Consider the following 22408-nt stretch of genomic DNA (forward strand, 5'->3'; position numbering starts at 1 on the left):
GGGCGCGAGCGCAGGAGCCTCGCGCCCGGTCCCGTTCACAGCAGCAGACGGCCACGGGTTTCGGGCATCCAGCGGGCCAGGGCCAGGGCGGACGCCGCGCTGATCGCCGCGTACACACCGAACGCCCCGCCGAGCGACAGCTCCTGCACGAGGGGGAGGAACGTGGTCGCCACGACGAAGTCGGTTCCCCAGTGGGCCGCGGTGGCCAGACTCATCAGGACTCCGCGGGCACCCGCCGGGTAGATCTCGGCGATGTAGACCCAGAAGACGGCAGCAGGGCCCACCGCTCCCGCCATGATGAAGACACACAGCAGCGCTGCGGTCGGCGCCCCCGTGTGCCCGAGCGGCTGTGCCACCGCGATGCCGACGGCCGCGACCGCCATGACCAGCAGCCCTCCGATCATCGTCTTCCGGCGGCCGACCCGGTCGAGCAGGGCGATGGTGACGACGGTGGCGGCCACGTTGCACAGTCCGACCAGGACAGCTCCCCGGATGCCTCCGGCAGCGGTCATGCCGCTTCCGCCCAGGATGGTCGGCACGTAGTAGATCGCGGTGTTCAGACCGGTCAGATGAACCAGGACGGCGATCGCCAGTCCCAGCGCGACCCAGCGGGGACCGGCCAGCGCGCAGGCCTGCCGGAGGCTCGCAGCGGGGGCGGCGGTGGGCCGTGTGACGGTTGCGGTCGCGGGGCCGGCGGTGGGCCGTGCGGCGGTCGCCGTCGCGGGGCGGCCACCGGGGCGGGCGGCTGCGCCGCCCGGGTCGGGCGGGGACAGGCGCCGGGCGGCGCTCGCCGCCCGGGCGGTGTCTCCCCTGGAGTGCAGCCAGTCCGGCGACTCGGGCACCAGGCACATGCCGGCCATCAGCACGCACGCGGGCAGGAGCCCGAGAGCGAGCATCCAGCGCCAGGCCCCCGCGGGTTCCAGGAGATAGGCCACCACGTAGGACAGCAGGAGCCCGATCGTGATCATGAGTTGGTTCAGTGTGACGAGCGCGCCGCGTCGGGCGGGCGGAGAGATCTCGGAGATGTACAGCGGGACCGCGAACGAGACGGCCCCCAGGGCGAGTCCGACGAGGAACCGCCCGGTGAGGAGCGCGGTGGAGCCCGAGGCCGCCGCCGAAGCCGCCGTTCCGAGGGCGTACACGGCCGCGGCGGCGCCGATGACCGGTCGGCGCCCGAACCTGTCCGCCAGCCGCCCGCTGGTGAGGGCGGTGAGCGCCGCGCCGAGGAGGGCGGCCGACACGACCGCTCCCTGCTGCCACGACGACAGGGCGAAGGTGGTGGCGACCAGCCGCAGGACTCCGGCGATCACCCCGATTCCGTAGCCGAACAGCAGCCCTCCGACGGAGGCGACGCCCACGGTCAACAGCCGCGCGGTGCCCGGGGGGACGGGCGCCGTCATGGCGAGACCCCTGCGCCGCCGCCGACATGGTCATAGGACGGGGCCAAGCCCATGGGATGCCCTTCTTCGAAGTGCCGTAGGCAGGGGTGGGGCGAGGCCGGGTCAGGCCGCCGGGAATCCGCCGCCCACGCCGATGACCGCCCCGCCCCCGGGCACCGAGCCGAGATGATCACCCGCTTCGCAATCCGGGAGCAGACTACCGGCGTCACCGGCCGACCGGCCGCAACCTGAGCGCGCCCCGACGCACCGTCAGAAACGTCTTATGGTCGGATCAACGCGAGGACCTCGTCCCGGAGGTGCTCCATGGTCTCCTGGTCGTGCGCCTCCACGTTGACCCGAAGGACCGGTTCGGTGTTCGAGGGACGCAGGTTGAAACGACTTCCGCCCGGCAGGCCGACCGTCAGACCGTCGAGCCGGTCCGTGGTCACCCCGGCCCGGTGCCGGTAGCGCTCCTCCACCTCCCGGATCGTGGCCGGGACGTCGGCGACGACGCAGTTGAGTTCACCGGACAGCGCGAAGCGACTGTGCGCGGCGATCACGGCGGACAGCGGCCGGTCCTGTCCGCCGAGGGCGGCCAACACGTGGAGCGCGGCGAGCATGCCGCTGTCGGCACGCCAGAAGTCCCTGAAGAAGTAGTGCCCGGAGTGCTCTCCGCCGAACACGGCGTTGTGCTGCGCCATGAGCGCCTTGACGTGGGAGTGCCCCACGCGGGACCGGAAGGGGCGTCCGCCGTGGCGGCGGATGCTCCGCACCGTGGCCTCCGCGGTGATCAGGTTGTACACGATGGCCGAGCCGGGGTGCCGTGCCAGCTCCCGGCCTGCGATCAGGCTGATGACGGCGGACGGCGAGACCGGCTGACCGCCTTCGTCGACGAAGAAGCAGCGGTCGGCGTCACCGTCGAAGGCGAGTCCGATGTCGGCCCCCTGCCTGCGGACCTCGGCCTGGAGGTCGACGAGGTTCCTGGGGTCGATGGGGTTGGCCTCGTGGTGGGGGAACGTGCCGTCGAGTTCGAAGTAGAGCGGGACGAGGTCGACGGGCAGGCCCGCGAAGACCTCCGGGGCGGTCAGGCCGGCCATGCCGTTGCCCGCGTCGGCGACGACCCTGAGGGGCCGGATCCCGGTGAGGTCGACGAGCTGCCGCAGGTGTGCCGCGTACTCCTTGAGGAGTGGTCTTTCCGTACGGGTGCCGCGGGACGTGGCGGGTGCGGCGCGTTCCCCCGCGACGAGCCAATCGCGGATCCGGCCGAGGCCCGTGTTCTCCCCCAGGGGGGCCGCGCCGCTCAGGCACAGCTTGATGCCGTTGTCCTTCGCGGGGTTGTGGCTGGCGGTGATCATGGCGCCGGGAAGTCCGAGCGATCCACTGGCGTAGTAGAGGTAGTCGGTGGAGCCGAGCCCGGCGTCGATGACATCGGCACCGGCCCGGCGGGCGCCGTCGCTGAACGCCCGCACCAGCATGGCCGAGGAAGGGCGCATGTCTCTGGCCACCACCACCTGCGGGGCGTTGGTGAAGCGGATGAACAGGCCGCCGATGCGTTCCGCGACCTCGCCGTCGAGTTCGGCGGGGACTTCCCCGCGGATGTCGTAGGCCTTGACCAGTCGCGCGTAGTCGGACACGGTCACCCCTTCACGAGGTCGGGGCCGCGGACGCCGACTGCCGGCGACGCGCCATGGCCACCCGGTAGCCGTCCAGGGTGTCCGCGACCATCCTGCGGCTGCTGAACTCCCGTTCCGCCGTGGTGTACGCGTTGGCCGCGAGCTCGGCGGCCAACGCCTCGTCGGTGAGCACCCGCAGTATCCCTTCGGCCAGTGCGGGCGGGTCGGCCGCCGGCACGAGCAGGCCGTCGACGCCGTCGGTGATGACGTCGCTGATGCCGATGACGCGGGTGCCGACGACGGGCTTGCCGGCGCGCATCGCCTCGACCACGCTGAACGGAAGTCCCTCCGCCAGGGAGGGCTGGACCACCAGATCCGCCGCAGCGTAGACGGCGGGCATCGTCTCGGCCCCGAAGTCCTGGCGGAGAGTGACCAGTTCTGCCACACCGCCGCGTTCGAGCCGGTCCCACACGCTCTTCTCGTACGCGTAGTCCGAGACCCTCCCCGACAGGAGCACCCGCACCTCGGGCAGCTCCGCCGCGACCAGGGGCAGTGCCGCGGCCAGGTCGAGCTGGGCCTTGCGGGCGGACATCCGGCCCGGGAGGACGACCAGCCGCTGGTCGGGGGCGACGCCGAGTTCGGCGCGCAGCGCGGAGCGCAGGTTCCGGGCCACGTCGTCCGGCGGGGCGTCGGGAACGCCGTTGTGGACGAGCCTGATGCGGTCGGCTGGGGCGCCGAAGCGGGCGGCGCGCTCGGCGAAGAAGCGGCTGGGGACGAAGTGCATGTCGACGGGGAGGGTCTGGTACGACAGGCGGCACCGGCCACGGCCGAACCGCTCCAGGTCGGGGTTCTGCTCGTGCAGGGAGCACACCAGTGCGGCGTCCGTTTCGAGCGCCACGATGCTCGCGAGGATCAGCGTCTCATGGCTGTTGGCGTGGACGACGTCGAAGCTCTCGCCCTTGAGCACGGCCCCGAGTTCGTCGAGGACGGAGTACTGCATCTGCCGCCATCTCACCTTGTCCCGCGCGTCCACGCGGTCCGCGAAGTCGCGCAGCCGCACGACCCGCCCCGCGTCCTCCTCGCGGTCCCCGGGCAGGTGGTCCAGCCACGACCCGTCGGTCGCGATGACGACGTCGTGGCCGTCGGCCACCAGCCCTTCGCACAACAGCCGGGCATAGGTCTCGGCCCCGCCGTGCAGGGGTTCGTAACTGGAGGTCAGCATCAGGACTTTCATCGGTCCGCCCTTTCGGTGAGCCAGGGAATGAGCCCACGGCCGGCGTCCTCGCCGGCCTCGCGCAGCGAATCGGGAGTGCCCACGTCCCGCCAGTAGCCGGTGAGCCGGTGCGCCCCCACGCGTTCGCCGGCGGCCATCAGCGCGGGGGCGAGTTCCCTGGCGTAGTCGTAGACGACGTCCTCGGGGATGTGCGCGATGACGCGGGGGTCCAGGCAGTAGACCCCGGCGCTGATCCAGTGCGTCTCGTCGTCGGGGACGTCGGGCTTCTCCCGGGCGCCGCGGATCCGACCACCGGGGTCGATGTCCAGCACGCCGTAGCGGCGGGCCTGCCGGATCCGCGTACAGGCGAACGTCAGGGCGTACCCTCCGCGCGTGTGCGCGTCGACGAGCCGTTGGAGCGGCTCGCCCATGATGACGTCGCAGGAGGTGACGAGCACGGCGTCGAAGGCGGCCAGTTCCTCGTGGAACAGCCGCAGCGCCCCGGCGGGCCCGGTGAGGCGGGGCTCGGTCCGGGCGTGGACGGGCACCTTCACCGTGGTGCCGTCGAGGAAGCGAAGGATCTGCTCGGCCTGGTAGTGCAGATTGAGGTAGACGTCCGTGACGTCGGTCTCGGCACACCGGTTCAGCAGGTGTCCCAGCAGCGGCTTGCCCGCCAGGGGCAGGAGCGGCTTGGGCGTCCGGGCGGTGAGTGCTCCCATCCGGCTGCCGCGCCCGGCTGCCAGGATCATCCCCGCCAGCCTCATCCGGTCTGCCCCGCCTCGGCGGAGTCCGTCTTCTGGAGGGGGCGTGCGGTCAGCCAGGACACGACGGAGTCGACCCCGTCCTCCAGCGTCGTCCCGGCGGTCCAGCCCAGCTGGGCCTGGGCGCGGGAGGGATCCAGGCACCCCCTGCGCACTTCTCCCGCCAGCGGCGGCCCGAAGCGGGGCGGCAGCGAACGGCCGGTCCGCTTCTCGACCGCCTGATGGATGTCCAGGACCGAACTCTCCTGGCCCTTACCGATGTTGATCAGACCGTGCCCCTGGTCCATGGCCCGCACGAACGCATCGGCCACGTCGCTCACATGCACGTAGTCGCGGGTCTGCAGGCCGTCCCCGTTGATGACGCAGGTCTGCCCGGAGAGCATGCGCTGCGCGAAGATGGAGACGACTCCCGCCTCACCGAACGGGGTCTGGCGGGGGCCGAAGACGTTGCCGAGGGCGAGCGCGACGTAGTCCAGGCCGTAGGTCTCGTGGTAAAGGCGCAGGTAGTCGACGGCGACGGACTTGGTCAGCCCGTAGAAGGAGCTGGGCACCCGGCCCGCGGACTCCTTGATGGGCACCCCGTCCTCACCGGCGGGCCCGTAGATCGTCCCGCCGCTGGAGGCGAACACGACCTTGCGGCTCCGGCTGCGCCGCGCCGCTTCGAGCATCCGGACCAGGCCGATGACGTTGACCTGGGCGTCCAGCAGGGGATCCCGCATCGACACCTTCACGCTGAACTGTGCGGCCAGCAGCAGCAGCACCTCGGGCGCGAAGGCCTCCACCGCGGCCGCGGTGGACTCGTCGACCACGTCGGCCGTGAGAACGCTCAACTCGGGCCAACGGGCCTCGCTCTCGGCGAGATTGGCCCGATCGCCGGTGGAGAAGTCGTCCACCACCAGGACGCGGTGTCCCTGTGCACACAACCGGTCGACGATGTGCGAGCCGATGAACCCGCCGCCACCCGTGACGACAACCTTGCTCATGCCTTGGTCTCCTCTCGTGGTTCGCCAATGTGGTTCACATCCGGATCCGCCGGATCACGCCGGCGGATCACGCCGGCGGATCCGCGTAGCCGCACCGCAGCCGGACGTCGTCCTGGAGGATGCGCGGGCCGTCGGCTGCCGGGGACACGACCGGGATCGCCGCGGTGGCGGCGGCCGTGTCCCCGGCCCGCACGACACGGTCGGGGAAGTGGCCGGGGCGCGACGCCCGAGTGGCCGTGAGTTCCTCTCCCGATGTCTTCCTGACTTTCGGCCCTCCAGGCCCTTACGCGGCGCCCTTCTTGATGCGGTATCCGATCGCCGTCACGGGGTTGTCGACGAACATGCGGTGAACCGCCGTGTCATCGAATCCGATGGAGAGAATGTTCTGCCGCTGCTGCTCATAACCGCTCGACCCCGCTGCCACGGCCCCGTCGTCACGCAGCCACAGCGGATTGTGGTCACTCCGGGAAAGCGGCTCCTGAGCCATCGTGGCGACCTCGGTGTGGTCGGTCAGCGCGATGAGGCGGTCCACGCCCAGGTATTCGACGGTGCGCCGGCAGATTTCGAGGTCGACGTGGTACCCGTCGAAGTTGATGCACGGGTACAGGAGGGACTCGCGTGCGGAGCGCAGCATTTCGGCTGGAACAGGGCCGAGCAGTTCCCGGAGGTCGGTCTCGTTCCAGTCGGGATCGAGCACCCGCCGCAGTTCGACTTCGCGGTTGACCCGCTCCTGCGGCGTGCGCCAGGAATGTGTGAAGTTCCGCGGGGTGTCGTTGTACAGATGGTCGGTCAGGACCAGGTACGGGGAGGAGTCGTAGCGGCTGTGCAGGAATTCGAGCACTTCCCGCAGCCGGACGGCGCTGCGCTCGGGCGCCTCTCGGTGGAAGTGCCCCACGGCGATCCGGAGCCCCTGCTCGTAGAAGCTGGTGAGCAGGTCGGCGAAGGTGGGACCGGCGTCGATGCGCTCGTCCAGGGCCATGGCGTCGGGCGCCATCACGATGTAGCGCAGGCCGAGCGGGCCGAGGGACGCGATGACGTCCCACTCCTTCGCCGACGGGAACCACCGTCCGGCCCGCGGTATCCCTCCCTGCGGCCCGAGCAGCGGGCCCTCGATCGCGAAACCGGCGATGTTGGGAACCGCGTTCGTCTGTTCGAGCCGGTGGTACTCCTGGAGGACCTCCACCAGGCGGGGGAGATTCTCCCGCCGCAGGTAGACGGTCGGCAGAATTCCGTACTCACGGGATTCCGCAGCCTTCTGGACCTCGGGGAGGTCCTCGGGCGAGATGGTCGAGAAATCGAAGTCATCGATTCCGTGGAAGTGGTAGAGAAGGGCCTTCACTTTTACCCTCGTTCCGTCTCGGACTATTCCTTGGACGGTTGGATTGGGTGCCGTCTCCACAGCTACGGCTATTGACTTCCTGAGGCTTTTCTCATTGTCACGATCGACCTCACGAGTCGTCGCCTGGAGCAGCACGTCCTGCTGCACGCTCCGTGGACTGGCCTGCGGATAACACGGCAGTGCCAAAAGAACGGAGACTGTACGTACAAGCATCCGTCGCCCGAGGGGTGATGAAAACAGAATCCTCGACAGTGTCCTGAAGTCACTGCGGCCTGGCGCACCTTGGTGCCTTGACAGTGGCCTTACAATTCGGGGTAAGTATGTGGTGATTATGTGCTGGCGACGCCGGGCGGCACGGTTTTCGCCCGGGGGCTGTTACGGGTGTTGCCGTTGTTCCTCCCCGCCGGATCATGCTTTTCGCGGCCGGGATGACCGGTGATCTGGGCCTTCACCGGCGGATTCCGGAACCCGCCTGGTCAGCACCCGTAACAGCCCGTCCGGCGTCAGTGCGTGAGGAGCCGGCGGAGGAAGACGTCCGGGACGTGGTTGGTGTCGCCGGGGACGAGGGTGCCGTCCTCGGAGGTGAACAGCACGGCGCTGCCGGAGGCGTCGGTGTACGGGTTGTCCGAGGTGCCGGTGCTCGCGGTGCCGTCCTCGGCCGCGCCGGCGAGTTCGACGGCTCCGGTGGCGAGGTCGCGGCGGAACACGTTCTGCTGCCCGCCGTCGACGCCGGGGACGAGGTTGCCGGCGTCGGAGACGAAGTAGACCCAGCGGTCGTCGTAGGACATGGTGCCGCGGCCGGCGGAGCCGACCGTGGTGGTGCCGGGTAGCGGGGTGGTCACCCTGGTCACGGTGCCGGTGCGCAGGTCGCGGGTGTAGAGCTCCTGGTGGCGGCCGAGGATCGGCCCGCCGGGCGCGTCGAGGGTGTAGACGGCGTACCGTCCGTCGGGGCTGAGGGTGGCGTCCAGGCCGGTGTTGGCGAGCAGGCCGGCGGGGTCGGTGCTCGCGCCGCTGATCACCCCGGTGTGCTGGTCGAACACGTAGAAGGGGTAGGAGGCGTGCCCGAGGATCGCGGGGGAGCCGCCGTGGCTCCCGTGGTCTTCGTGGCCTTCGGGGGTTGTGGGGGCTGCGGGGGTCTGGGCGGGAGCCGGGAGCAGGTTGTACGCGCGGGACTTGAAACCGATGACGCGGCCGTCGGCGCTGATCGAGGGCAGGTAGGAGTCGCCGTTGCCCGGTTTGCCGTTCACCCCGAGGGTGACCAGGCGGGTGGTGCCCTCCCGGCGGTCGGTGACGTAGATGTTCTCCTTGGTGAACGTGCCGACCGGCGCGAGGTCGGTCCGGGAGGAGGAGAAGGCCACGAAGCGGCCGTCCCAACTGGCCACCGCGTCACGGGAGATGCGGCCATCCTGGCCGGTGGCCGCCGGGTCGCCGGCGGTGATCAGCTCGGTGACGCCGTCCCGGAGGTCGCGGAGGTAGACCTCCCCGCCGCTGTTGGCCCGGTGGCCGGGGAGCACATTGGTGGCCTTGGTGTTGAACGCGACGAAGCGGCCGTCGCCGCTGATCGACGCCTGGGTGGTGGGGGCGTCGAGCTGGGCGCCGTCCGCGCCGACGCTGACGCGTTGGGTGCGGCCGGTGTGCAGGTCCCGGACGAAGACGTCCGTCGCCCCGTTGGTGTCGCCGGGCACCAGGTTGGTCGCGTCCGAGGAGAACAGCGCGTAGCGGCCGTCGGCGCTCAGCCCCAGGGCGGCGGACGCGCCGTCCGGCTGGGTGCCGTCGAGGCCGACGCTCACCCGGACGATCCCGCCCGTGCGCGGATGCGCTTCGGCGGCTGGGGCGGCGAGGCCGGCCAGTACGGCGGCGAGCAGGGCGCAGCCGCCGCGGAGCAGCCCGCGCCGGGGGTGTGTGGTGGTCATGAGGTGGGTCCTCCCCTTGGTGAGTGACGACGGCGCGGGCGGTGCCACCCTGGTGGGTGGCACCGCCCGCGCAACTGGCTGGGGAGAGCCAAACGTCCAGCGGCCCGGAGGTCAACGAGCCCGCCTCCGGACTGGCTGATTCTCGCCAACTAGCCGAGGGGGAAGGGATATTGGGTGCTGCCGGGCGGTAGCGGAAGGTGCGGGGCCGGCGTGTCCGGCCCCGGCTCCCGGCCGGGGTTAGGGGCGGGTGGTCAGTTGACGGTCCAGACCTGGAGTTGCGAGCCGGTGTCGGGCTGTTGGGTGGTCCGGGCGCCGTCGGCGGTGGACGCGGTGGTGAGGAGCAGGCCGCTCTTCTGGGAGGTGATCCGGTAGCCGCCGGCGGCCGGGGTGAGTTGCCAGCGCTGGTTGCCGCCGCCGGTGCAGGCCCACTGGATCACCTTGGCGCCGGCGGAGGTGGAGCCGCCGTCGACGTCCATGCACAGGTGCGACTCGCCGTTGGCGATCTGGTAGCTGCCGTCCGCCTGCCGGGTGAACATCCAGGTCTGGTTCGGGCCGCCGTTGGGGGCCCAGGTGACCAGTTGGGTGCCCTGGGCGGTGGAGTGGCCGGGGTCGTCGAGGGCCTTGCCGGCGGCGGTCAGGGTGTGGGTGCCGTCCAACGGGGGGTTGGGCGCGGTGCCGGTGGCGGTCAGGGTGAGGGTCTGCTCGCCGGGGCCGCGGGTGCCGCCGACGGGGTTGCCGGTGGTGTCGGCCCAGCTGCGGGTGGGGGTGGTCTCGGTGGACCGGCTGTTGGTGGAGGAGAGGCCGAGGACGAGTCCGCTGTAGCGGTTGACCAGCTTGAACGTGCCGGTGGCGGTTCCGTCGGCGGACTTCCCGGGGATGACGAACCACTGCTGGCCGACGGTGGGCCCGCCCGGGCCGGCGGCGGTGGCGGTGGGGCGGGCGCCCCAGGCGCGGCCGGCGGTGGCGGTGGAGTCGACGCCGAGCAGGCGGCCGGTGGCGGCGTTGGCGATCCGGTAGGAGCCGTCGCCGTTGGTGGTGAAGCTCCAGGCCTCCAGGTCGGAGCCGGTGCCGGCGGCCAGCGAGGTGGTGGCCGGGCCGCCGGCGACCTGGGCGAGGAGCCGGCCGTCGGCGTTGCCGATCCGGTAGTTCCTGCCGGGGTCGACGGGGGGAGCGGCGGGCGCGGAGCCGTTGATCGTCACGTCCACGTACTCGCCGGACGCGCCGTTGGAGCAGCCGAAGGCGCAGTACGAGCGGAAGGTCCTGCCGACGACGGTGCTGTTGGTGCGGTTGGCGCTGTCGAGGAACCAGCGGTACCAGGACGCGGTGTGGTAGCCGCCGGTGTCGCCGATCGGCACCCACTTCTGGCTGGCGAGGTCGGCGGTGGCGTAGTACTGCTGGGGCGCCGAGCCGCTCTGGTCGACGGCCTGCGGCTCGGCGATGTACAGCCCGAGGTAGGCGTTGTAGGTGATGTCCATGACGAACAGCGGTGAGGTGGGGGGCATCGTGCCGGCCGCGACCTGCTGGGCCACGGTGCCGGTGTTCGCCGGGTCGTACTCGTCGGCGACCGGGGTGTAGCCGGTGGGGTGCGCGGAGTCGGCGGGCACCAGGTTGCTCTCCTGGCCGCCGGTGCCGGGCTGCGACCACGCGCCGTCGTACCACTTCTGCCACGAGTCGGGTGCCATCTTGGCGGCGATCGGGGCCCGGGCCACGTGTTCGTGGAAGGCCTTCCAGCTGCCGCCCTTGTCGACGATCCGCGAGCCGTAGAAGACGTAGAAGTAGCCCGAGGCCGTGTCGACGAAGAGGCGTTGGTCGCCGTCCCCGTAGTCGAAGGTCTGGTTCGGGAAGGCCGCGGTGTCGCCCCGCTGGGTGCTGTAGGGCGAGGTGATGGCGTGGTCCTTGATGGTCCACGTCCGGCCCTGGTCGCTGGAGACGGCGTAGTCGATGGCGTCGAAGTGGAGGCCGTCGCCGAAGGGTTGCGGGGTGAACTCGTTGTGCACCAGCCCGTACCAGTCGCCGGTGTCCGGGTCGACCCAGATGCCGGAGAGGTCGCAGTAGTTCTTCTGGGCGTAGCCCGACCCGGCGGGCGCGGAGGTCGAGGTCAGGCCGGTGGGGCTGTTGTTGCAGCGCCAGGTGGTGTCGTTGTTGCGGTCCTGGGGGTTGGCGGGGTTGACGGCGTTGCTGAGCGCGCTCGACCGGGTGGCGGAGTCGAAGTCCGTGCCGGTGAAGAAGTCCCAGTAGCGCGGGTCGTTCGCGCCGTAGAGCGCGGCGGACTGCTGGAAGTAGAAGGTGCCGTCCTTGTCGGTGTACGGGACGGCGGGGGTGTCGGTGGGGTGGGCGTAGCCGACCGGCTTGCCGACGCTCACGGTGTACGGGGCGGTTGACGGGGCGCCGGCCGGGGCGGCTGACGGTTCGGGGGCGGCCGACGCGGACGGGGCGAGGCCCGCGCTCAGCGCCAGGAGCGCGGGGGCGAGGACGGCGGCGAGTGCTCTGCGGGGTGGGGCGGACACGAGGTCTCCTTCGGTGCTGCACCGTCGGGGCGGGGGTGGGCGGTGCTTCTCGGGCCCGCCGGTCGTCGTTGGGGGCGCGACCGCCGAGGCCGGCGATGGCATGCAGTATCCGGCCCTCTTGCGCGCAACTGTCAACACCTCTGAGCAACAAATTGCGCAGACGGGTTCCATGGAGTGCTTGAAGATGCTTGAATCTGGCCAGAAAGAAGCAGGTATCAGCAACTATTTCATGGAGGTGGCCGATGGCGACCCATGTCGAGGCCGAGATCGCCAGCCAGCCGGACTGCTGGCGCCGCGCTGCGGAAGTCGCCGCGGCGGAGTGCACGGCGCTGCCGGAAGCCGGTGAACGGGTCGCGGTGATCGGCTGCGGGACCTCGCTGTTCATGGGCCAGGCGTACGCCGCCATGCGGGAGTCGAGCGGACAGGGCGTCACGGACGCCTTCGCCGCCTCCGAGTTCCCGGGCGTCCGCTCGTACGACCGCGTGATCGCGCTGACCCGCTCCGGCACCACGACCGAGGTCCTGGCCCTGCTGGAGCGGGTGCGCGGAAAGGTCCGCACCGCGGCCGTCACCGCCGACCCGCGGACGCCGGTGATGACCGCGGCCGACGACATCGCCGTGCTGGACTTCGCCGACGAGCGGTCCGTGGTGCAGACCAGGTTCGCCACCACGGCGCTCACCCTGCTGCGGGCCCACCTGGGCCTGCACACCGAGGCGGTGGAGGCCGACGGCCGGGCGGCCCTGGCGGAGCCGCTGCCCGAAGGCCTGGTGGACTGCACCCAGTTCACCTTCCTCGGCACCGGCTGGACGGTCGGGCTGGCGAACGAGGCCGGCCTCAAGCTGCGCGAGGCCGCGCTCGCCTGGAGCGAGGCGTACCCGGCGATGGAGTACCGGCACGGCCCGATCAGCATCGCCGCGCCGTCCACCGCCACCTGGATGCTGGGCGCCGCACCGGCGGGCCTGGCCGAGCAGGTCCGGGGCACCGGCGCCCGCTGGATCGAGGGCCGGCTCGACCCGCTCGCGGAACTGGTGCGCGTCCACCGGCTGGCCGCCGCGCTGGCCGCCGCGAAGGGCCTGGACCCGGACCAGCCGCGCAACCTGACCCGGTCCGTGGTGCTCGCCGACTCATGACCGATCAGCCTCGGCTCACGACCGGCCGGCGTCAGCCCGTGCCCGACCAGCGTCAGCCCGTGCCCGACCGGCGTCTGGTCGTCGCCGTGGACGTCGGCGGCACCGGCATCAAGGCAGCCCTGCTGGACCGGGAGGCGGCCGTCCGGCACCAGGTGCGGCGCGCCACCGGGCGCGAACGGGGACCGGAGGCCGTCGTGGCCACCGTCGTCGACCTGGTCGCGGACGTGCGGCGGGAGGCCGGGCGGCAGGGCGCGGAGGTCGACGCCGTCGGCCTGGCCGTTCCCGGCATCGTCGACGAGGCCACGGGGACGGGCGTGTACTCCGCCACGATCGGCTGGCGGGACGTCCCGTTCCGGGAGCTCGTCGCCGAGCGCACCGGCCTGCCCGTGGCCGTCACCCACGACGTGCGCGCCGGCGGCGTGGCCGAGGCCCGGCTCGGAGCCGGGCGCGGCGAGGAGCGTTTCCTGTTCGTCCCGGTCGGCACGAGCATCGCCGCCGCCGTCATGACCGGCGGCCGTGCCCTGCCCGGCGCGCACCACCGGGCCGGGGAGATCGGCCACCTCGTGGTGCGCCCGGGCGGGGAACCGTGCGCCTGCGGGGCCCGGGGCTGCGCCGAGACCTACGCCTCGGCCGCCGCCGTGGCGCGGCGCTACACCGAGGCCACCGGCCGGCCGGCCCCCGCACCGGAGGTGGCGCGGCTGGCCGCCGAGGGGGACCGGGCGGCCGGCGCCGTCTGGCAGGAGGCGGTCGACGCCCTGGCCGACGCCCTGCTGACGGCCGTCCTGGTGCTGGACCCGCCGCTGGTCGTCCTGGGCGGGGGCCTCGCCGAGTCCGGCGACCTGCTGCTCGCCCCGCTGGCCGCCGCGCTGGCCGCCCGCGCCCGGATCCAGGTCGCGCCGCGCCTGGTGCCCGCCGCGCTCGGGGACCGGGCCGGCTGCCTGGGCGCCGGACTGCGCGCCCTGGACGCGGCGGCCGGCCGCGCGGCCCCGGAAGGGAGCCCGGCGCCGTGATCGTCACCGTGACCCCGAACCCCGCCCTGGACATCACCTACGGCGTGCCGGCGCTGCGCCCGCACACCAGCCACCGGGTGGCCTCCGTCCACGAACAGGCCGGCGGCAAGGGCGTGAACGTGGCCCGGGTCCTGCACGGCCTCGGCCGGCCCACCACCGCCGTCCTGCCGCTCGGCGGGCCCACCGGCGCGGTGCTGCGGGCCGACCTCGACCGGGCCGGCATCGCCTGCCTGGGCGTTCCGCTCGCCGCCGGCACGTCGACCCGGCGCACTGTCGCCGTGGTCGACGCCGTCGACGCCACCGTGCTGAACGAGCCCGGACCGGAACTCTCCGCCGAGGACTGGACGGCCCTGCGCACCGCCGTCCGCAGCCTGCTCCCCACCGCCCGGGCCCTGGTGCTGTCCGGGAGCCTGCCGCCGGGCCTGCCGGGCGACGCCTACGCGGACCTGGTCCGCCTCGCCCACGCGCAGGGCGTGCCGGTCGTCCTGGACGCCGACGGCACCGCGCTCACCGGGGCACTGGCGGCCGGGCCCACGGCCGTCAAGCCGAACGCGGTCGAACTGCGCCGCGCCACCGGCATCGCCGACCCGCTCCGCGCGGCACACGCCCTCGTCGACGCCGGCGCCCGGGCGGTGGTCGCCTCGCTCGGCCCCGACGGACTCCTCGCCGTCACCCCGGACGGCAGCTGGTGGGCCCGCCTGCCCCCGGAGGCCGACGTGCGGGGGAACCCGACCGGCGCGGGGGACGCGGCGGTCGCGGCGCTGGCCGCGGCCCTCGCCGACCGTGCGCCGTGGCCGGCGGCGCTGGCCCACGCGGTGGCCCTGTCGGCCGCCGCCGTCCAGGCCCCGTACGCCGGCCGGTTCGACCCGCAGGCCTACCGCGGCCACCTCCCGCTGGTCCGGGTCACCCCGGCCGCACCCTCCGCGGGCTCAGCCCCTTCCGACTGAACAGCCCCACCCGACAGGAGAGTTCATGCCCCTGGCAGCCACCGGCGGCCTCGTCGCCCGGGCCGCGGCCCGGCACGGCGCCGTCGCCGCCTTCAACGTCATCACCCTGGAGCACGTCGAGGCCGTCGTCTCCGCCGCCGAGACCGCCGGCACCGCGGTGATCCTCCAGGTGAGCGAGAACGCGGTGCGGTTCCACGGCGGGCGGCTGGCCCCGCTCGCCGCGGCCGCCGTGCGCTGCGCCGAGCCGAGCACCGTCCCGGTGGCGCTGCACCTGGACCACGTGAAGACCGGCGTCCTGCTCCGCCAGGCCGCCGAATGCGGGTTCAGCTCGGTGATGTACGACGCCGCGCACCTGCCCTACGCGGAGAACGTCGCCGCCACCCGCGAGGCCGCCGTCTGGGCGCACGGCGCCGGGCTCTGGCTGGAGGCCGAACTCGGCGAGGTCGGCGGCAAGGACGGCCGGGGGCCGCTGGACGCCCACGCACCGGGAGCCCGCACCGACCCCAAAGAGGCGCGGCGCTTCGTCGAGGAGACCGGCGTGGACGCCCTCGCCGTCGCCGTCGGCAGCTCCCACGCGATGACCTCCCGCGACGCCCGGCTCGACCACGACCTGCTCGCCGCCCTGCACGCGGCCCTCGACGTCCCGCTCGTCCTGCACGGCTCCTCCGGGGTCCCCGACGACGAACTGCGCCGCGCCGTCCACGGCGGCATAGCCAAGGTCAACATCGGCACCGCCCTGAGCATCGCCATGACGACCGCCGTCCGGTCCCACCTGGCGGCGGACGAGCGGGGCGTCGACCCCCGCGCGTACCTGGCCGCGGGCCGCGGGGCGATCACCGAGGCCGTCGGCCGGCTCCTGCCCGTCGTCGCGGGAACCGCCGGATGACCGCGCCCCGGCCGACACCGTCCCCCGAACCACCCCCTCAAGGACCACTCATGCTCCAGATCGACCGGACCGGGTTCACGCTCGACGGGCGCCCCCTGCGCCTGCTCTCCGGCGCCCTGCACTACTTCCGCAGCCTGCCCGGGCAGTGGCCGCGCCACCTGCGGATGCTGCGGGCGATGGGGCTCAACACCGTGGAGACGTACGTCCCCTGGAACCTGCACGAGCCCCGTCCCGGCGCGTACGACTTCACCGGCATCGCCGACCTGGAGGCCTTCCTGCGGGCCGCCGCGGACGCCGGACTGCACGCGATCGTCCGCCCGAGTCCCTACATCTGCGCCGAGTGGGAGAACGGCGGCCTGCCCTGGTGGCTCCTGGCCGAACCGGGCGCGGCGGGCCGCGGCCTGCCGCTGCGCACCAGCGACCCGCGCTTCCTGGCCCACGTCGACCGCTGGTACGACACGCTGATCCCGATCCTGGCGGCGCACCAGACCACGCGCGGCGGAAACGTCCTGATGGTCCAGATCGAGAACGAGTACGGCTCCTACGGCACCGACCGGGCCTACCTCGCCCACCTCGCCGACGGCCTGCGCGCCCGCGGCATCGACGTCCCGCTCTGCACCTCCGACGGGCCGGAGGATTTCTTTCTCACCGGCGGCGCCCTGCCCGGCCACCTCGCCACCGTCAACTTCGGCAGCCGCGCCACCGAGGCCTTCGCCGAGCTGCGCCGCCACCGCCCCCAGGACCCGCCGATGTGCATGGAGTTCTGGAACGGCTGGTTCGACCACTGGGGGGAGCCGCACACCACCCGCCCGGCCGAGGACGCCGCCGCGGCCCTGCGCGAGATCCTGGCGGTCGGGGCCTCCGTCAACCTCTACATGGCCCACGGCGGCACCAACTTCGGCACCTGGGCCGGCGCCAACACCGCCGATCCGCGCACCGGCCGGGGCTACCAGCCGACCGTGACCTCCTACGACTACGACGCCCCGCTGGACGAACGAGGCGCCCCCACGGCCAAGTTCCGGGCCTTCCGCGAGGTCCTGGCGGCGTACGCGGACGGCCCGGTGCCGGAGCCCGAGGAGCTCCCGGCCACGCTGCCGGCGTGCCGGGTGGAGCTCGACCGGTCCCTGCCGCTGGCGGACGTGGTGGACCACCTGTCCACCGGCGAGGTCCGCTCCGCCGTCCCGCTCTCCTTCGAGGAACTCGGCCTCCCGCACGGCCTCGTCCGCTACCGGACCACCATCCCCGGCCCGCGCGCGGAATACCCGCTGACCGTCGAGGGGCTCGCCGACCGGGCCCACGTCCGCGTCGACGGCACCCACCTCGCCACCCTGGAACGCGACGTCGAGCACGAGCCCCTGCTCGTCCCGGTGCCCGGCGGCGGTGCCCGGCTGGAGCTGCTGGTCGAGTCGATGGGCCGGGTCAACTACGGCGCCGGGATCGGCGACCGCAAGGGGATCGCCGGGGCCCTGCACACCCAGCAGTACCTGCACGGGTGGACGGCCGACCCGATGCCGCTGGCCGACGGGACGCCGGACCGGCTCCCCTGGGGCGCGGCCGGCGCCCCGGCCGCCGGCCCCGGCGCGGCCTTCCACCGCGGCGCCTTCGAGGTCGCGGAGCCCGCCGACGGCTACCTGGCGCTGCCGGGCTGGGGCAAGGGCTACGTCTGGGTCAACGGCTTCCTGCTGGGCCGCTACTGGGACCGCGGACCGCAGTGCACGCTCTACCTGCCCTGGCCGGTTCTGCGCAGCGGGACGAACGAGATCACCGTCCTCGAACTCGACCGGTCCGGCGAACCCGCCGTGCACCTGGTGGCCCGGCCCGACCTGGGCTGACACCCCGTGCACCCGGCCCGTCGCCCGGCTCTCCGCCCGGGTCTCCGCGCGACGGGCCGTGTCGAAACCGAGACCGCTTCGTGCTCCGAAGCTCTAGGAACCTGCTCGATATTGAGCAATACTCATCCGAACTGCGCACCATAGAGCAGGGGGTGGTCCGATGGGCACGCGACCACCGACACCCGGACCGGGCCAGGGCCAGGGCCAGGGCCAGGAGCCGGACCAGGATCCGGCCCGGTGAGGAGGCCGCCGACGCGCGGCGGCACTCCCGGCCGGCCCCAGAACCTCCGGAACCCGGACACCCCTGCCGACCCCCACCGCACCCCCACCTCCACCCCCACCCCCACCGCACCCGCTCGCGCCAGCCGCCGTCCACCCGACGCCGTGCCGCGATGGCCGAGGGCCAGTACACGTAAAGGACGAGATCCTCATGGCGAAGACACGAATCCGCACCCGCCTGCTGGCCGCCGCCGCCACGCTGCCGCTGCTCACCGGCATCGCGGCCTGCGGATCGGGCGGTGACGGCGCCTCGGGCGGCGGAGGCTCCGCCGAGGTCACGTTCTGGGGCTGGGCGCCGGGCTACGAGGAGGCGGTGGCCCAGTACAACGCGGCCCACCCGGACGCCAAGGTCAAGTTCGAGAAGATCGTGTCGGGCAGCAAGGGCGGCTACGCCAAGATCTTCGCGGCCGTCAAGGCCGGCAACGCCCCCTGCCTGGCCCAGGTCGGCTACGAGTCGCTGCCCAGCTTCGTCGTCGAGGGCGCCGTCCAGGACGTCAGCGGCGAGGCCGGGCAGTACCAGTCGCAGTACGGGGACGGCGCCTGGAACGCGGTGAAGGTCGGCGGCCAGGTGTACGGCATCCCGGTCGACGTGGGTCCGATGGCGCTCTACTACCGCACCGACCTGTACGCCCAGTACGGTCTGAAGCCGCAGGCGACCTGGGAGGAGTTCGCCGCCGACGCCGCCAAGGTGCACGCCGCCAACCCCAACGGCTACCTGAGCGTGTTCAACCCGGACGACCCGTGGTGGTTCGCCGGCATGTCCGCCCAGGCCGGCGGCAGTTGGTTCGGCACCGACAGCAAGGGCTGGAAGGTCTCGCTCGCGAGCGACCCGGCCACCGCCAAGGTCGCGAAGTACTGGCAGGGCCTGATCGACCAGGGCCAGGTCAAGTCCGAGCAGGGCTTCAGCCCCGACCTCTACAAGGACCTCCAGGACGGCACGCTCGCCGCCTACCCCGGCCCGGTCTGGTTCTCCTCCATCCTCGAACAGAACGCGGCGCAGGCGTCCGGCAAGTGGGCGGTCGCCCCGATGCCGCAGTGGCAGGGCGGCGCCAAGTCGGTCGGCAACGACGGCGGTTCGTCCACCGCGGTGGTCAAGGGCTGCAAGAACACCGCCGCTGCGCTGCGCTTCGCCAACTGGATGAGCACGGACGCCGCCGCCGTCGGCACCCTCGTGGACAAGGCCGGCATCTACCCCGCCTCCACCAGCGGCACGTCGGTGCCGGCACTGGCGAAGCCGAGCGCCTACTTCGGCAACCAGCCGATCTTCGACGTCTTCAAGCAGGCGACGGCGCAGGCCCCCAAATGGAGCTGGGGCCCGACCATGACCCAGACCTCCAGCGACCTCACCGACGCCTTCGGCGCGGCCGTCGCCGCCCACGGCGACCTGACGGCGGCGCTGGGCACGGTGCAGAACAAGACCGTCGACGCGATGAAGTCCAAGGGGCTGACGGTCACCGCCGGCTGACCGGCTCGCCGGCGGACCCCGCGCGGTCCGCCGGCCCGGGCGCGTCCGACCCGTCCGACCCGTCCGACACGTCCGAGGGACCGACCACCGCCCGCACGAGAGAGAACCCCAGATGAGCGCAGCAACCCCGGCGGCGCCGGGCCGCACCGCCCCGAAGGCCGCCACCGCACGACGGACGCCGTCCCGCAACCGCGCGGCCCTCGGCTTCCTGGCCCCCTTCGGCCTGCTGTTCACCGTCCTGTTCCTGCTGCCCATCGGGTACGCGCTCTGGCAGAGCCTGTACCGCGTGGAGCGCTCCGGCCTCGGCTTCGGCCCGGCCAGAACGGTCTTCGCGGGGCTCGACAACTACACCGCGGCCCTGGGCGACGGTTCGTTCCTCGCGGGCGTCGGCCGGGTGCTGCTCTTCGGCGTGGTCCAGGTCCCGGTGATGCTCGGACTGGCCCTCGGCCTCGCCCTGCTGATCGACGCCAAGGGCACCCGGCTGCGGAAGTTCTTCCGGCTCGCCTACTTCCTCCCGTACGCGATCCCGGGCGTCGTGGCCACCATCCTCTGGGCGTTCCTCTACCTGCCCGGCACCAGCCCGCTCGTCGCCGGACTGAGGGACATCGGCATCGACGCCGACTTCCTCTCCTCCGGCACCGTCCTGTGGTCGATGGCCAACATCGTCACCTGGACCTGGACCGGCTACAACATGCTGGTCATCCTCTCCGCCCTGCAAGCCATCCCCAGCGAGCTCTACGAGGCCGCCGACCTCGACGGCGCCGGCCCCTGGCGGACCGCCTGGCACATCAAGATCCCGCTGGTGGCCCCCGCCCTGGTGCTGACCGGGATCTTCTCCATCATCGGCACCCTCCAGCTCTTCACCGAGCCGATGGTCCTGCATTCGCTGGCCTCGACCGTCTCCGCCGACTACACGCCCAACATGGCGGCGTACAACGCGGCGTTCGGCACCAACGACTACGGCAAGGCCGCGGCCATCGCCGTCCTGCTGGCCCTGGCCACCTGCGTCCTGTCCTTCACCTTCCTGCGCCTCTCGGTGCGCATCACCGGAAACCGGGTGACCGCATGAGCACCGCCGACCTCCGCCGCCGCCCCGAGACCGCGGGCCCGGCGCGCCGCCGCCCCGCCGGGCCCGCCCGACTGGGTGCCCCCGGCCGCCGTCCGCGCCCCAACGTCCTCGGCACGGCCGTCCTGTTCGTGCTCTCCGCCTACTTCCTGCTGCCCGCCTGGTGGCTGCTGGTGGCCTCCACCAAGAGCAGCAGCGACCTGTTCGGCAGCGGCGGTTTCTGGTTCTCCACCCTCCACCTCGGCGACAACCTGCACGACCTGGCCACCGCCAACGGCGGGCTCTACTTCCGCTGGCTCCTCAACACCGTGCTGTACGCGGGCGTCGGCGCCGCGGCCGCCACCCTGCTCGCGGCGATGGCCGGCTACGCGCTCACCAAGTACCGGTTCCGGGGCCGCGAGGCGGTGTTCAACACGATCCTCGCCGCGGTGCTCGTCCCCGCGCCGCTCCTCGCCCTGCCGGTCTACCTGCTGCTGTCCAAGGCTCATCTGGTCAACACCGTCTGGGCGGTCCTGCTGCCCAGCATGGTCAGCCCGTTCGGCGTCTACCTCAGCCGGATCTACGCCGCCGCGTCCGTCCCGGACGAGATCCTGGAGGCCGCCCGGATGGACGGCGCGGGGGAGTTCCGGATCTTCTTCACGGTGGTCCTGCGGATCTTCTCGCCGGCGCTGGTGACCATCTTCCTGTTCCAGTTCACCACCATCTGGAACAACTTCTTCCTGCCGCTGGTCACGCTCTCCGACCAGAAGCTCTGGCCGGTCAACCTCGGCCTCTACTACTGGAACGGCCTGCGGGACCACACCCCGTACAACCTGGTCGTCACGGGCTCGTTGGTCTCGGTCGTCCCGCTGGTCGTGGCCTTCCTGCTGTTGCAGCGGTTCTGGCGCACCGACCTGACGGCGGGCGGCGTCAAGGCCTGAACCGGGTCCCGGGGCGTGGCCGGTGGATCAGGCCACCCCCGGGGCCCGTCGGCGGTCAGGCCCGCCGGACCCGGACGCCGCAGCCGGTGACGGCCCGCTGCTGTGCCTCCGTCAGGCCGTCGTCCGTCACCAGGTCGTGGACGTCGGAGAGCGGGCAGATCCGGGCGAAGGTGACCTTGCCGACCTTGGTGCTGTCGGCCAGCACGACCGAGCGCGCGCTGCTGCGCAGGAACGCCCGGTCGGTCTGGGCCTCCATCTCGTCGTGCGTGGTGCAGCCCTCCTGCGCCGTCAGGCCGTCGACCCCGATGAAGGAGATGTCCAGGTGGTACTGCGAGAGCATCCGGTCGGCGGCCGGACCGACCAGCTCGTAGCTGGCCGTGCGGGCGATGCCGCCGATCACCACGAGGCGCACCTCGGGGCGGACGATCAGGTCGGCGGCGATGTTCACCGCGTTGGTCACGACGGTGATGCCGGTGCGCTCGGCGAGCACCCGGGCGAGCTCGCTGGTGGTGGTGCCGCCGCTGAGGCCCACCACCGCCCCCTCCGGCACGAGTTCGGCCGCGGCCAGGGCGATCCGGCGCTTCTCCTCCCGCTGCTTCTCGCCGCGGTGGCGCAGCGGCAGTTCGAGGTTGACCGAGCCGGTCACCGCGCCGCCCCGGGTGCGGTGCAGCAGCCCCTGCTCGTGGAGCTCCTGGAGATCGCGGCGCACGGTCGCGGTCGAGACGTCCAGGAGCTCGGCGAGCGCGTGCACATCGGCGCTCCCCGCTTCGGTGACGTGCGAGAGGATCCGGGTGGCGCGATCAGCTTTGAGCATGACGCGATTCTAGCCCGGTCCGGAGCCAAACCCCTGGGTGGCGCCGGGTCGGACTGATTTCGGCGAGCAGGTCGCAGGTCTGGTCGTCCGCTCGAAACTGACTATCATGGCGATGAAACAAGCAACTTCACTCAGTTCTACGGCTGCCCGGAGCAGCGCCGGAGGTGACCGCGTGACCACCGCGGACCGTGACCGTACCGCACTGGCCGGCGCCCGGCTGGTCCTGCCCGGCGGCGTCGTCGAGGGCGGCCGCCTGGCCGTCGAGGGCGACCGGATCGCCGGCCTCGGAGGCGAGAGCGAGCCCGGCGACCTCGACCTGACCGGGTACACCGTCGTCCCCGGCTTCGTCGA

At 72.6% G+C, this 22408-nt stretch carries 17 protein-coding genes and 1 pseudogene; 8 read left to right on the forward strand and 10 right to left on the reverse strand.

The window, feature by feature from the left end:
• Positions 1 to 35 precede the first annotated feature (35 nt).
• The 9 genes and pseudogenes from AB0P03_RS36695 to AB0P03_RS36735 form a co-directional block, all read right to left on the reverse strand.
• Entirely contained in the window at positions 36 to 1400 is a 1365-nt protein-coding gene (locus tag AB0P03_RS36695) for a sugar porter family MFS transporter (protein WP_363632995.1), read from the reverse strand.
• 260 nt (positions 1401 to 1660) lie between these two features.
• Positions 1661 to 3013: a phosphomannomutase/phosphoglucomutase gene (locus AB0P03_RS36700; RefSeq protein ID WP_363632996.1), complete on the reverse strand. Its 1353-nt coding sequence runs from the start codon at positions 3011 to 3013 to the stop codon at positions 1661 to 1663.
• 10 nt (positions 3014 to 3023) lie between these two features.
• Positions 3024 to 4214 (reverse strand): glycosyltransferase family 4 protein, encoded by a 1191-nt coding sequence (locus tag AB0P03_RS36705; protein WP_363632998.1) that lies wholly within the window; start codon positions 4212 to 4214, stop codon positions 3024 to 3026.
• A gap of 8 nt (positions 4215 to 4222) precedes the next feature.
• The gene (locus tag AB0P03_RS36710; protein WP_363632999.1) at positions 4223 to 4954 is read right to left on the reverse strand and encodes an NDP-sugar synthase; all 732 of its coding nucleotides are present in this window, start codon (positions 4952 to 4954) and stop codon (positions 4223 to 4225) included.
• A gap of 11 nt (positions 4955 to 4965) precedes the next feature.
• Positions 4966 to 5949: an NAD-dependent epimerase/dehydratase family protein gene (locus AB0P03_RS36715; protein ID WP_363586274.1), complete on the reverse strand. Its 984-nt coding sequence runs from the start codon at positions 5947 to 5949 to the stop codon at positions 4966 to 4968.
• Between the two features lie 283 nt (positions 5950 to 6232).
• Positions 6233 to 7288: a hypothetical protein gene (locus AB0P03_RS36720; protein WP_363633001.1), complete on the reverse strand. Its 1056-nt coding sequence runs from the start codon at positions 7286 to 7288 to the stop codon at positions 6233 to 6235.
• 356 nt (positions 7289 to 7644) lie between these two features.
• Positions 7645 to 7783, reverse strand: a pseudogene (locus AB0P03_RS36725) (IS256 family transposase); the annotation flags it as partial.
• Between the two features lie 8 nt (positions 7784 to 7791).
• Positions 7792 to 9201 (reverse strand): hypothetical protein, encoded by a 1410-nt coding sequence (locus AB0P03_RS36730; protein WP_363633002.1) that lies wholly within the window; start codon positions 9199 to 9201, stop codon positions 7792 to 7794.
• A gap of 251 nt (positions 9202 to 9452) precedes the next feature.
• Positions 9453 to 11708 (reverse strand): RICIN domain-containing protein, encoded by a 2256-nt coding sequence (locus tag AB0P03_RS36735; protein WP_363633004.1) that lies wholly within the window; start codon positions 11706 to 11708, stop codon positions 9453 to 9455.
• Positions 11709 to 11950: 242 nt separating this feature from the next.
• Between AB0P03_RS36735 and AB0P03_RS36740 the strand changes: the two genes are divergently transcribed.
• From AB0P03_RS36740 to AB0P03_RS36775, 8 genes are all read left to right on the forward strand, one after another.
• Positions 11951 to 12838 carry an SIS domain-containing protein gene (locus AB0P03_RS36740; RefSeq protein ID WP_363586278.1) on the forward strand — a complete coding sequence of 296 codons (888 nt, stop codon included), beginning with the start codon at positions 11951 to 11953 and terminating at the stop codon, positions 12836 to 12838.
• Positions 12839 to 12897: 59 nt separating this feature from the next.
• Complete coding sequence (locus AB0P03_RS36745; protein WP_363633006.1) at positions 12898 to 13848, forward strand: ROK family protein; 951 nt, start codon at positions 12898 to 12900, stop codon at positions 13846 to 13848.
• On the forward strand, positions 13845 to 14795 hold the full coding sequence (locus AB0P03_RS36750) for a hexose kinase (RefSeq protein WP_363586280.1): 951 nt from the start codon (positions 13845 to 13847) through the stop codon (positions 14793 to 14795). The genes AB0P03_RS36745 and AB0P03_RS36750 overlap by 4 nt, the downstream gene beginning before the upstream one ends.
• A gap of 25 nt (positions 14796 to 14820) precedes the next feature.
• Complete coding sequence (locus AB0P03_RS36755; RefSeq protein WP_363378434.1) at positions 14821 to 15681, forward strand: class II fructose-bisphosphate aldolase; 861 nt, start codon at positions 14821 to 14823, stop codon at positions 15679 to 15681.
• A 50-nt stretch (positions 15682 to 15731) separates the two neighbouring features.
• A complete protein-coding gene (locus AB0P03_RS36760; protein ID WP_363633008.1) occupies positions 15732 to 17513 on the forward strand; it encodes a beta-galactosidase family protein in 1782 nt (593 codons plus the stop codon).
• Positions 17514 to 17943: 430 nt separating this feature from the next.
• A complete protein-coding gene (locus AB0P03_RS36765) occupies positions 17944 to 19257 on the forward strand; it encodes an extracellular solute-binding protein (protein WP_363586282.1) in 1314 nt (437 codons plus the stop codon).
• Positions 19258 to 19369: 112 nt separating this feature from the next.
• A complete protein-coding gene (locus tag AB0P03_RS36770; RefSeq protein WP_363378430.1) occupies positions 19370 to 20326 on the forward strand; it encodes a sugar ABC transporter permease in 957 nt (318 codons plus the stop codon).
• On the forward strand, positions 20323 to 21243 hold the full coding sequence (locus AB0P03_RS36775; RefSeq protein WP_363633010.1) for a carbohydrate ABC transporter permease: 921 nt from the start codon (positions 20323 to 20325) through the stop codon (positions 21241 to 21243). The genes AB0P03_RS36770 and AB0P03_RS36775 overlap by 4 nt, the downstream gene beginning before the upstream one ends.
• Positions 21244 to 21298: 55 nt before the next feature.
• On the opposite strand, the gene AB0P03_RS36780 is transcribed toward AB0P03_RS36775, so the two are convergent.
• The gene (locus AB0P03_RS36780; RefSeq protein ID WP_363586284.1) at positions 21299 to 22057 is read right to left on the reverse strand and encodes a DeoR/GlpR family DNA-binding transcription regulator; all 759 of its coding nucleotides are present in this window, start codon (positions 22055 to 22057) and stop codon (positions 21299 to 21301) included.
• Positions 22058 to 22408 lie beyond the last annotated feature (351 nt).

It is taken from the genome of Kitasatospora sp. NPDC088779 (assembly GCF_040685395.1).
Classification (GTDB): Bacteria; Actinomycetota; Actinomycetes; order Streptomycetales; family Streptomycetaceae; genus Kitasatospora.